This is a genomic window from Streptomyces shenzhenensis, assembly GCF_021462265.1.
GTDB lineage: Bacteria > Actinomycetota > Actinomycetes > Streptomycetales > Streptomycetaceae > Streptomyces > Streptomyces shenzhenensis.
Genome location: NZ_JAJONF010000039.1, coordinates 40681 through 52916, shown reverse-complemented (window position 1 = coordinate 52916; position 12236 = coordinate 40681). Strand labels below are relative to the sequence as shown.

Annotated in this window: 7 protein-coding genes; 4 read left to right on the top strand and 3 right to left on the bottom strand. The window is 68.0% G+C overall.

Going from position 1 to position 12236, the window contains the following annotated elements; all coding sequences use genetic code 11:
- Positions 1 to 62: 62 nt before the first annotated feature.
- Positions 63 to 1562, bottom strand: a complete 1500-nt coding sequence (locus LQ326_RS35450) for a glycosyltransferase family 87 protein (RefSeq protein ID WP_234543179.1) — start codon at positions 1560 to 1562, stop codon at positions 63 to 65.
- 128 nt (positions 1563 to 1690) lie between these two features.
- Positions 1691 to 4330: a transglycosylase domain-containing protein gene (locus LQ326_RS35445; RefSeq protein ID WP_234543178.1), complete on the bottom strand. Its 2640-nt coding sequence runs from the start codon at positions 4328 to 4330 to the stop codon at positions 1691 to 1693.
- A 362-nt stretch (positions 4331 to 4692) separates the two neighbouring features.
- Between LQ326_RS35445 and LQ326_RS35440 the strand changes: the two genes are divergently transcribed.
- The 3 genes from LQ326_RS35440 to LQ326_RS35430 all read left to right on the top strand — a co-directional run bounded on the left by LQ326_RS35440 (position 4693) and on the right by LQ326_RS35430 (position 7936).
- On the top strand, positions 4693 to 5376 hold the full coding sequence (locus tag LQ326_RS35440) for a PadR family transcriptional regulator (RefSeq protein ID WP_234543177.1): 684 nt from the start codon (positions 4693 to 4695) through the stop codon (positions 5374 to 5376).
- A gap of 43 nt (positions 5377 to 5419) precedes the next feature.
- Positions 5420 to 6502 carry an inositol-3-phosphate synthase gene (locus LQ326_RS35435; protein WP_234543176.1) on the top strand — a complete coding sequence of 361 codons (1083 nt, stop codon included), beginning with the start codon at positions 5420 to 5422 and terminating at the stop codon, positions 6500 to 6502.
- A gap of 138 nt (positions 6503 to 6640) precedes the next feature.
- Positions 6641 to 7936, top strand: a complete 1296-nt coding sequence (locus LQ326_RS35430) for an MFS transporter (protein ID WP_234543175.1) — start codon at positions 6641 to 6643, stop codon at positions 7934 to 7936.
- 98 nt (positions 7937 to 8034) lie between these two features.
- Here the strand turns inward: LQ326_RS35430 and LQ326_RS35425 are convergent, their stop codons facing one another.
- A complete protein-coding gene (locus tag LQ326_RS35425; RefSeq protein ID WP_234543174.1) occupies positions 8035 to 9501 on the bottom strand; it encodes a CCA tRNA nucleotidyltransferase in 1467 nt (488 codons plus the stop codon).
- A gap of 289 nt (positions 9502 to 9790) precedes the next feature.
- On the opposite strand from LQ326_RS35425, the gene LQ326_RS35420 reads away from it, so the two are divergent.
- On the top strand, positions 9791 to 12235 hold the full coding sequence (locus LQ326_RS35420; protein ID WP_234543173.1) for a DUF6049 family protein: 2445 nt from the start codon (positions 9791 to 9793) through the stop codon (positions 12233 to 12235).
- Position 12236: the final 1 nt, after the last annotated feature.

Genomic DNA, 12236 nt, shown 5'->3' with positions numbered 1-12236 from the left:
GAAAGGGCCGTACACGGAGTCCGTGTACGGCCCTTCTCACGTCCGGCAAACGGCCTGTTCGCTCAGAGCGAACCGCCCTCGGAGGACCGGCTTCCCCATTCCACCTGCGGGCCCTCGAACTGCGCGGCGTGGCGCGGGGGATGAGCCGCCGCACCGAGCACGAAGACGTCTTCGGCACCGTCCAGCACCCCGCCAGAGGGATCGTCGTCCCCGGCGCGGCGCACCACGTCCCGCTCGGGCAGGAGGATGTCACGCACCACCATGCCGCACAGGTAGAGCGTGCCCAGCAGATGCACGGCGATGGCCCAGTGGTAGCCGTCCGTCGGCAGGCCCTTGTGGGCGTCTCCGCTGGTCGTGTACGCGAGGTACATCCAGATGCCCAGGAAGTACGCCACCTCGCACGCCTGCCAGATCAGGAAGTCCCGCCACTTGGGGCGGGCGAGGACGGCCAGCGGCACCAGCCACAGCACGTACTGCGGGGAGTAGACCTTGTTGGTGAGGATGAAGGCCGCCACCACCAGGAAGGCCAGCTGGGCGAAGCGCGGTCGGCGCGGGGCGGTGAGCGTCAGGGCGGCGATGCCGAGGAAACAGAGCAGAACCAGCACCGTGGCCGCGGTGTTCACGAAGTCGGTGCTGGGCGGGCTGGTCGTGTTCTGCGCCCAGATCAGCCAGAAGGAACCGAAGTCCACGCCCCGCTCCTGACTGAAGGTGTAGAACTTCGACCAGCCGTCGAAGGCGAAGATCATCACCGGCAGGTTGACGACGAACCAGGCGGCCACCGCGCCGCCGGTGGCGACGAAGAACTTCCGCCATTTGCCCGCGCGCCAGCACAGCAGGAACAGCGGCCCCAGCAGGAACACGGGATACAGCTTGGCGGCCGTGGCAAGCCCCAGGAGGACGCCGAAGGCGAGGGGACGGCTCCGGGACCACATCAGCATCGCCGCGGCCGTCAGAGCGACCGCCAGGAGGTCCCAGTTGATGGTGGCGGTCAGGGCGAAGGCGGGCGCCAGGGCGACCAGCAGACCGTCCCAGGGGCGCCGGCGGTGCGTACGGACCACGCAGACCGCGATGACGGCGGCGCAGAGCATCAGCATCCCGGCGTTGACGAACCAGTACACCTGCTCCTGGAGCATGATGCTGCCGCTGCCCGGCGTGAGCCATGCGGCCACCTCCATGAACACACCGGTCAACACCGGGTATTCGAGGTAGTCCATGTCGCCCGGGAGCTTGTCGAAGTACGGCACCAGACCGTCGGCGAAGCCGCGCCCCTGATAAAGGTGCGGAATGTCCGAATAGCAGGCGTGGGTGTACTGGGAACTCGCGCCGAAGAACCAGCCGCTGTCGTAGCAGGGCAGCTTCTGCACCATGCCGAGAGCGAACATCCCGACCGCCACGATGACGACCACCCGTAGCGGCGTCCACCAGGACGTGCCGAGCAGGGCACGCCGCCCGATGGGGCCGCCGATCAGCTCACTCCCGGCCGCGGCGACCTCGTCTTCCCTGGTCGGCCGTACCGGCTCCGGCTCGCGCACGCCCGCGGGCGTCGTCTCTGCACTGGGCATGGGGCCCATCCTGCCGTACCTCTCTAGCAATACGCCGAGGGCCGCCGCACCTCGCGGGTGCGACGGCCCATGTTTCACGTGAAACAGGCTTCGGCGGGCGAAACAGTCACCAACCGGTCTGACGGCGGCTAGCCGCCCGACCCGCCGAAGAGGTTCCCTCCACCGTTGGCATTGCCTCTGGTGGTGCCGGTGGTATCCGTGGCCGTCGGCGAGGACGTCGTACCCGATGTGCTGCCGCCGGTGGTGCCGCCGTTGGCCGGGCAGTTCCAGGCGAACTGGCAGGTCTCCGTCGCCGTGGGCGACGGGGCGGTGACCGTCTCGCTGGGCGTGGCGCTCGGCGTCTCGCTGGGCGTCTCGCTCGGCGTGATGCTGACGGTCGGCGTCGGGGAGGGAGCCCCCGCCTCGTCGGCGATCTGGCCGACCTTGGTGGCCTCCGGGAAGCCCAGGTCGTTCTTGCCCTTCAGCGCGGCCTTCATGTACTCGGTCCACACCGAGGTCGGGATGTCACCACCGTGGATGGACGCCACGCCCGCGGTGCCGTTCATGGAGAGCAGCTCGGCGTCCTTGGGGTTCTCACGGAACATCGCCACCGACGTGGCCAGCTGCTGGGTGTAGCCGACGAACCAGGCGGACTTGTTGCTGTCGGTGGTACCGGTCTTGCCCGCCGCCGTACGGCCCAGGGCCTTGGCGTTGGTACCCGTACCGTTCTGGATGACATTCTCCAGCGTGTCCGTGACATTGTTCGCGATGTTCTCAGGCATCGCGGTGGTCACCTTCGGCTTGCTGAAGCCCTGGAGGTCCTGACCGTCCTGCTTGACCTCCGTCACCGAATACGGGTCCGCGTGATTGCCGGAGGCGGCGAAGGTCGCGTAGGCGTCGGCCATGCGGATCGCGCTTGGGGTGGACGTACCGATGGCGAACGACGGGTTCAGGTCCTGAGACATGCTGTCGCGCAGGATTCCGGACGCCTGTGCCACATCCCGCACCTTGGTCATGCCGACGTCCACGCCGAGTTGCACGAACGGCGTGTTGATCGACTGCTCCATCGCCTTGCGCAGGGTGATGTAGCCCCAGGGGTAGCCGCTCTCGTTCTTCTGATGGAAGACCGAGCCGTCCTTGTTGAGGACGAAGGTACCGTCCTGGTTCCTGACCTTGAGGTTGTCGTCGCCGTTGTACTTGCTCAGCGGCGAGACCCCTTCGGGGGAGGTCTTGTACGTCCCGTACTGCATGGCCGCGGCGAGCACGAACGGCTTCCACGTCGAACCGACGGGGACACCGGAGGTGTCGGCGTTGTTGGTGAAGTGGTTGTTCTCGTAGCCGGCACCGCCGTACAGGGCGACGATCGCGCCGTCGTTGGGCACCACCGACGCCGCGCCGAACTGGACGTACTTGTCCTTGTCGCGGTTCTTCGGGTCCAGACGCGCCTTCTGGACCTTCTCCACGGCCGCGCTCAGCGCGTTGACCTTGTCCTTCTGGAAGGTCGTGTAGATCTGGAAGCCGCCCTGGTCGAACTGCGTCTCCGTGATGTTGGAGTGCGCGAGGACGTACTTCTTGGCCGTGTCGGCGAGATAGCTGATCTGGCCGGTCATGCCCTTGATCGCCTTGCGGCCCTGGGGCATCGGGTACTTCTTGATGGCTTCCTGGTACTGGGCGTCGGTGAGGTGCTGGTCCTTGTGCATCTCTTCGAGGATCCAGGCCCAGCGGTCGTGGGAGCGCTGGTAGTTGGCCTTCTGGGTGGCCGTGGAGTCGATGTCCGGGTTACCCGCGGGGTCGTAGTACGTCGCGCCCTTGAGCAGAGCCGCGAGGACCGCGCACTGGCTCGGCTTGAGGTCCTTCGCGTCCACGCCGTAGTAGGTCTGGGCGGCGGCCTGGATGCCGTAGGCGCCACGGCCGAAGTACGAGGTGTTCAGATAGCCCTGGAGGATCTGCTGCTTGGAGAGCTTGGTGCCCACCTTGATGGAGATGAACATCTCCTTGAACTTCCGCGAGACCGTCTGGTCCTGGCTGAGGTAGGTGTTCTTGACGAACTGCTGGGTGATCGTCGAACCACCCTGCGTCTCACCACCCCGGGCCATGTTGACCAGAGCCCGGGCGATACCCATGGGATCGACGCCCGAGTCCGAGTAGAAGCTCTTGTTCTCCGCCGAGATCACCGCGTTCTGCATGGCCTCGGGGATCTGGTCGATGGTGACGTTCTGCCGGTTCGCACCCGTGCCCGTCGCGACCATCTGATCGCCGTTCGACCAGTAGTAGACGTTGTTCTGGGACCTGGCCGCGTCGTTCTCGCTGGGGATGGTCACCATGGCGTAGCTGACGCCGACCAGCGCGACCAGGCTGCCGAAGAAGGTGACGCACAGCCCGGAGACGAGCTTCCAGGAGGGGACCCAGCGGCGCCAGCCGAATCTGTTCGCCCTGGGGTAGTCGATCAGGCGCTTCTTACCCGGCGCCGTCGACGCGCGACCTCTGCCACGCCCCGGCCCGGCAGGACCACCAGGACCGCGGCTCCCGTTGTCGGCCGCTCTGCGGCGACCGTTTCCCGTGCTTCTCTGCGCCGCCCGGCGTGCCTCGGCACGGCCGCCGTACGGACGCTCCTCACCTCCCGACCCCGAGTCCGACCCATAGGAACTGGACCCATAGGAGTCGGAAAGAGACCCGGTGGCGCCTCGCGGTGCCGCACGGCGGCCGGAGGACGGTTCGGACTGGCCGCGTCGGGCCGCGGCACGTCCGCCTCCCTGCGGCGGCGGCGGTTTGCGACGGTGCTCGCTCATCGAACGATTACTCCTCGGGCAGGCGCACCTGTGGGCGCCTGGAACGGCGGCTGATTTCCGGTCCCCCCGAAATACGGATGTGGTCGGTCCTGCATTCACCCGTACTGCACCGAGGACGTGGACGCTCCCCAGGCGTCGCTCGGTTCCCGGTGGTGTGCATGCCGCACAGACTACGCACCACCAAAACCCGTCGAGCCTTGAAGTTCACCCCAAATCAGGCAACTTACCTCCTACGAATCGGTGATGTGATCCCGTTCACCGTCACCCCTCTTGTCGCGCGAGGAAGGCCGATCTATCGTCATGATGTATCGAGTCGATACATCAGAGCGAGATAAGTGAGCCGCGGACGAGAGGAGGCGACCATGAGCCGGCGCTCCGGCATCCTTGAGTTCGCCGTTCTCGGCCTGCTCCGCGAGTCCCCGATGCACGGTTATGAGCTGCGGAAACGTCTCAACACATCGCTGGGTGTCTTCCGTGCGTTCAGCTACGGGACGCTGTACCCCTGCCTCAAGACGCTGGTCGCCAACGGCTGGTTGATCGAGGAGCCTGGGAACAGCGTGGAGGACGCGCTCGCCACGCCGCTCGCCGGCCGCCGCGCCAAAATCGTCTACCGGTTGACGGCCGAGGGTAAGGAGCACTTCGAGGAGCTCCTGTCCCAGACCGGCCCCGACGCGTACGAGGACGAGCACTTCGCGGCGCGGTTCGCCTTCTTCGGACAGACCTCGCGCGATGTGCGGATGCGCGTGCTGGAGGGCCGCCGCAGCCGGCTGGAGGAGCGCCTGGAGAAAATGCGCGCCTCGCTGGCACGCACCCGGGAGCGTCTCGACGACTACACGCTTGAGCTCCAGCGCCACGGGATGGAGTCCGTGGAGCGCGAAGTGCGCTGGCTGAACGAGCTCATCGAGAGCGAGCGGGCCGGACGGGACCTGAAGGGTCCCGCTTCCGGGGGGTCCGCTCAGCAGAACACCACCAATGGAGCGCCGGGCGTCCTGCCCCGGTCCGGGGATTCCCCCCGGCCGGATACGCCCGACGACACCGCCACGTGAGTCCCGTTCAGGGCCTCACTCGTACACACAGGGAGCAACCGGAATGGGTTCGGTTCGCGTAGCCGTCGTCGGTGTGGGCAACTGCGCCGCGTCGCTGGTACAGGGAGTCGAGTACTACAAGGACGCCGATCCGTCGTCCAAGGTCCCCGGCCTGATGCACGTGCAGTTCGGCGAGTACCACGTCAAGGACATCGAGTTCGTCGCCGCGTTCGACGTGGACGCCAAGAAGGTCGGCCTCGACCTGGCGGACGCCATCGGCGCCTCCGAGAACAACACCATCAAGATCTGCGACGTCCCCAACACCGGCGTCACCGTCCAGCGCGGCCACACCCTCGACGGTCTCGGCAAGTACTACCGCGAGACCATCGAGGAGTCCGAGGCCGAGCCGGTCGACATCGTCCAGATCCTCAAGGACAAGCAGGTCGACGTCCTCGTCTGCTACCTGCCCGTCGGCTCCGAGCACGCGGCGAAGTTCTACGCCCAGTGCGCTATCGACGCCAAGGTCGCCTTCGTCAACGCCCTTCCGGTCTTCATCGCCGGCACCAAGGAGTGGGCGGACAAGTTCACCGAGGCCGGCGTGCCGATCGTCGGTGACGACATCAAGTCGCAGGTCGGCGCCACCATCACGCACCGCGTGATGGCGAAGCTGTTCGAGGACCGGGGCGTCGTCCTGGACCGCACGATGCAGCTGAACGTCGGCGGCAACATGGACTTCAAGAACATGCTGGAGCGCGAGCGGCTGGAGTCGAAGAAGATCTCCAAGACGCAGGCCGTCACCTCCCAGATCCCCGACCGGGACCTCGGCGAGAAGAACGTCCACATCGGCCCGTCCGACTACGTCGCCTGGCTCGACGACCGCAAGTGGGCCTATGTCCGCCTGGAGGGCCGCGCCTTCGGTGACGTCCCGCTGAACCTGGAGTACAAGCTCGAAGTCTGGGACTCCCCGAACTCCGCGGGTGTCATCATCGACGCCCTGCGCGCCGCGAAGATCGCCAAGGACCGCGGCATCGGCGGCCCGATCCTCTCCGCGTCCAGCTACTTCATGAAGTCCCCGCCGGTTCAGTACTTCGACGACGAGGCCCGGGAGAACGTGGAGAAGTTCATCCGCGGCGACGTCGAGCGCTGACCCGGCACACCGCGGGGCACTGAAGCTCCACAGATCAAGCTCGCAAAAAAACGCTCCTGCCAGGGCTCAAAGGGTCCCCGGGTCATCCGATCCGGGGACCCTTCTCCTGCGCGCGGCCCCGTATGTGAGGCTGTGCCCATGCCCGTCGTCCGCGACCTGCGCGTCCTGCTGCGCCTGCGGAACTTCCGCCGCCTGCTCGTCATACGCCTGCTCTCCCAGGGGGCCGACGGCGTCTACCAGGTCGCCCTCGCCGCCTACGTCGTCTTCTCCCCGGAGAAACAGACCTCGCCGGCCGCCATCGCCTCGGCCATGGCCGTCCTGCTTCTTCCGTACTCCCTCGTTGGCCCCTTCGCCGGCGTCCTGCTGGACCGCTGGCGCCGCCGCCAGGTCTTCCTCTACGGCAACCTGTTGCGCGCGTTGCTGGCCGCGGCCACTGCCGTCCTCATGGTCGGCCACGTCCCCGACTGGCTTTTCTACGCGTCCGCCCTGTGCGTCACGGCCGTCAACCGCTTCGTCCTTTCGGGCCTGTCCGCCGCACTGCCACGGGTGGTCGACACCGAACGGCTGGTGCTCGCCAACTCCCTGTCCCCGACCGCCGGCACCCTCGCCGCGACCGTCGGCGGCGGCCTCGCCTTCACCGTACGGCTGGCCGCCTCGGGTTCCGATGCCGCGGTGGTACTGCTGGGCGCCACGCTGTACCTGTGCGCGGCCCTCGCCTCCCTCACCATGGCCCCCGACCTCCTCGGACCGGACCGGCATCCCGCTCAGCCGAGCCTGGGAGTGGCGGTGATCAGCACCGCACGCGACCTGCTGGAGGCGATCCGGCATCTCACCGAACCGCGGCGACGTGAGGCGGCCTGGGCACTGGTCAGCATGACGGCGATGCGCTTCTGCTACGGCGCGCTCCTCGTCCTGGTACTGATGCTGTGCCGGTACGCCCTCGCCTCCGGCCCGGACGACGGGCTCGGACTGCTCGGGCTGGCCGTCGGGGTCTCCGGCGCGGGCTTCTTCGCCGCCGCCGTCGTGACGCCGTGGACCGCGGGGCGTTTCGGCCCCGGCCGCTGGATCGTCGCGTGTGCCGCGTCAGCCGCCGTACTGGAGCCCGCCCTGGGGCTCCCTTTCGCGACCGTCCCCATGCTCGTCGCCGCCTTCGTCCTGGGACTGATCACCCAGGGCGCGAAGATCGCCACGGACACCGTCGTACAGTCGTCCGTCGATGACGCTTTCCGCGGCCGGATCTTCTCCGTGTACGACGTGCTCTTCAACGTCGCCTTCGTCGGGGCCGCCGCCGTGGCCGCGCTGATGCTCCCGCCGGACGGCCGGTCCGCGACCCTCGTCGTCATGGTCGCCTTGGTCTACGCGGCGGTCGCTGCGACCATGGCCCGCCTCCAACCCGACCGCCGGCCACAGCAGAACCACGGGGCGCCGCAGTGACTCATGAAGAGGGGCGATGTTTCACGTGAAACATCGCCCCGTGCCGCTTCCCCTACCTGGGTCATGTTTCACGTGAAACATGACCCAGGTCCACGTCTTCAGCCCTGCTCGGACCACCACTCCTTGAGTGCGGCCACCGCTGCATCGTGGTCCATCGGCCCGTTCTCCAGCCGCAGTTCCAGCATGTGCTTGTAGGCCCTGCCGACCTCCGGGCCGGGGCGGATACCCAGAATCTCCATGATCTGGTTGCCGTCGAGGTCCGGGCGGATCGCGTCGAGCTCCTCCTTCTCCTGGAGTTCGGCGATGCGCTCCTCCAGACCGTCATACGCACGGGAGAGCGTCGCGGCCTTCCGCTTGTTGCGGGTGGTGCAGTCGGACCGGGTGAGCTTGTGAAGTCGGTCCAGCAGCGGGCCCGCGTCACGGACGTAACGGCGGACCGCGGAGTCCGTCCACTCCCCGGTGCCGTAGCCGTGGAAGCGCAGATGGAGTTCGACCAGCTGCGAGACGTCCTTCACCATGTCGTTGGAGTACTTCAACGCCGTCATGCGCTTCTTGGTCATCTTCGCTCCGACCACCTCATGGTGGTGGAACGAGACCCGGCCGTCGTCCTCGAACCGCCGGGTGCGCGGCTTGCCGATGTCGTGCAGCAGCGCGGCGAGACGGAGGGTGAGGTCGGGACCGTTCTCCTCCAGCGCCATGGCCTGCTCCAGGACGATCAACGTGTGGTCGTAGACGTCCTTGTGCCGATGGTGTTCGTCGCTCTCCAGGCGCAGGGCCGGCAGCTCGGGCAGAACATGCTCGGCGAGGCCCGTGTCCACGAGCAGAGTCAGTCCCTTGCGGGGGTGGGCCGACAGGATGAGCTTGTTCAGCTCGTCCCGGACCCGCTCGGCCGAGACGATCTCCAGACGTCCGGACATGTCCTTCATCGCCGCGACGACCTCGGAGGCCACCTCGAAGTCGAGCTGCGCGGCGAAGCGGGCGGCCCGCATCATCCGCAGCGGGTCGTCCGAGAAGGAGTCCTCAGGCGTCCCCGGGGTGCGCAGCACGCGCTGTGCCAGGTCTTCAAGGCCGCCGTGCGGGTCGATGAACTCCTTCTCCGGCAGCGCCACCGCCATCGCGTTGACCGTGAAGTCACGGCGGACGAGGTCCTCCTCGATGGACTCCCCGTACGACACCTCGGGCTTGCGCGAGGTGCGGTCGTACGCCTCGGACCGGTAGGTGGTCACCTCGATCTGAAAGTGCCGGATGTCGTCTCCGACACGGGCCTCCTTCTGCACGCCGACGGTGCCGAAGGCGATCCCGACCTCCCAGACGGCGTCCGCCCAGGGCCGGACGATCTTCAGGACGTCCTCGGGACGAGCGTCGGTCGTGAAGTCCAGGTCGTTGCCGAGCCGGCCCAGCAGCGCGTCCCGGACCGAGCCGCCGACCAGGGCAAGCGAGAACCCGGCCTCCTGGAATCGGCGGGCGAGATCGTCGGCGACGGGCGCCACCCGCAGCAGTTCGCTCACCGCGCGCTGCTGCGCCTGGCTCAGGGCAGAGGGAGTGTCTTCATTGGCGTTCGGCACAACAGAACAGGGTACGTGCCCCAGGCAGTGCGAAGCGCCTCCATATTCCGGCAGCGCCGCAGGTGAGGCCTCGCCGCGGAGAGGGTGGCGCATCTCACCCCTTACCCGGACAAGCAGAGTGATCCGCTCTTAGCGGAGTCTCCCGGCAATACTGGATACAGGGGGATGGTCCGATCCGCTCTTCCGATCTTGTGAAGCGGACCGTGGCACTTCCGCTCAGCGCACCTCGTTACCATGCGTGGACGCACATTCCGACGACCACTGAAGACGACGAGGGACGGACGAGCGCGTGGCCGAGGCGGCAGACTTCCAGGGGACGCCCTCACCTGCCCGCCGCTGGCTGCGGCGCACCGGGGCACTGCTCGCAGGTGCGCCCCTGCTGGCCGGACTGATGCAGCTGCCGGCCGCGGCGCCGGCGCAGGCGGCCGGCTCGGACACCGTGTCCGTCGCCCTGGACTCGCTGAGCCCCAGCGCCCCCGGCGACGGGGACACGCTGACGGTCTCCGGCACGGTGACGAACAACGGCAAGCAGGCGGTCACCGACGCGCATGTGGACCTGCGGGTGGGCTCCCTGCTCAGCACGCGCTCCGAGATCGACACGGCCGCCCGGCACTCCGACGACCTCCAGTCGAGCCTGGGCACCGAGGTGGGCGGCAAGTACACCGAGGACTTCGACTCGCTCAGCCCCGGAGTCGCCGAGCGTTTCAGCGTCTCCGTGCCGGTCGACAAGCTCGGCCTCGGCCAGGACGGTGTGTACCAGTTCGGCGTCTCGCTGTCCGGCAAGACGTCCACGCAGCAGTGGGACCAGGTCCTCGGCATCCAGCGGACGTTCCTGCCGTGGCAGTCCTCCGAGGCCGACACGAAGACGAAGACCACGTATCTGTGGCCGCTGATCTCCACCGTCCATGTGACGGCGAAGACCGGCGCGGGCGAGCTGCAGACGCCCGTCTTCGAGAACGACGACCTCGCCAAGGAGATCTCGTCCGGCGGCCGGCTGGCCCAGATGCTGGCGCTCGGCAAGGACCTGGACGTCACCTGGGTGATCGACCCGGATCTGCTGGCCTCCGTGGACGCGATGACCCGCAACTATCGGATCCAGGGCACCGGCGCCACCACCACGGCCGGCACCCATCAGGCGGTGGCCAAGCAGTTCCTGGCCGACCTGCAGGACGCGGTGACGGACAAGGAGGTGGTGGCCCTCCCCTTCGCCGACCCGGACCTGGCCTCCCTCGCCCACAACGGCACCACCGTGACCGGCTCGCTGAGCCACCTCAAGGACGCCACCGACGTCGCCGCCACCACCGTGAAGACCGTGCTCCATGTCACACCGAGCACCGACTTCGCGTGGCCCGTGGAGGGCGCCGTCGACCCCTCGATCATCAAGGTCGCCACCTCGGCGGGTGCCGACAAGGTGATCGCCCGCAGCGACAGCCTCCAGGAGACCGGCGGGCTGACCTACACGCCTTCGGCCGCCCGGCCGGTCGGCGGCGGCACCACAGCGGTGGTCGCCGACGCCCGGATGTCCACGGCCTTCGAGGGCGACCTGACCGACGCCGACTCGGCCACTCTCGCGGTGCAGCAGTTCCTCGCCCAGAGCCTGGCGCTGAACACCCAGACGGGCAAGCAGCGCAGCATCGTCGTCGCCCCGCAGCGGATGCCGTCGGCGAGCCAGGCCCAGGCGATGGCGACGGCGATCACGGCCCTGCAGGCCGGCAACTGGTCGCAGTCCCAGGACCTCGCGGCGGCCGCCAAGGCCAAGCCCGACCCCGGCGCGACCACGAGGATCCCCTCGTCGTCCGCGTACCCGTCGTCGCTGCGCAAGCGCGAGCTGCCCCGGACGGCCTTCGAACAGATCGCCCGCACCCAGGACAAGCTCGACAACTTCCAGGTGATCCTCACCGACGAGTCCCGGGTGGTGACCCCCTTCGGGCGGGCCATAAACCGCGAGATGTCCACGTCGTGGCGTGGTCGCGGCAGCGAGGCGGACAGCTTTCGCACGAGCGTGGAGTCCTGGCTCGACGACCTCATCGGCCAGGTCAAGCTGATCGACAAGTCCGAGACCAAGCTCTCCGGTCGCAGCGCCACCATCCCGGTGACCGTCCAGAACAACCTGGTCCAGGGCGTCGACCACCTCGTCCTGCGGCTCACCTCGACCATGCCGACCCGACTGGAGATCGGCGGCAAGCCCTACTACGAGCAGCCCGTCGAGGTCTCCGGCGGCCACAGCCAGTCCGTGAAGTTCTCCACCTCGGCCAATGCCAACGGCCGGGTGGAGGTCACCGCCCAGCTCTACACCGAGGACGGCCAGGAGTACGGCGCGCCCGTCAGGTTCGACGTGAAGGTCACCGAGGTCACGCCGACGGTCATGCTGGTCATCGGCGGCGGCGTGCTCCTGCTGGTGCTCGCCGGTTTCCGCATGTACACCCAGCGCAAGCGGGCGGCCGCCCGGCGGGCCGAGGAGGACGAGGGCCCCGACGAGGCGGGCGAGGACACCCCGGACGCTCCCGGCACCCCCGAGTCTCCCGGTGCCGCGGAGGCACCCCGCGACCCGGAGGCCAAGAACTCAGATGACGCCGACGGGCCGGGGAACCCCGCTGCCCAAGGGGATCGTCTCCAACAGGAGTCCGTAGCCCGCTCCCGGGCAGACGGCCCGGAGCAGCCGAGTGACCCGACACCGGACACCGCACCGGAAAGCGCCGACCCGTCCGAGACGGGTGAGAGAGTGGACCGTTGAG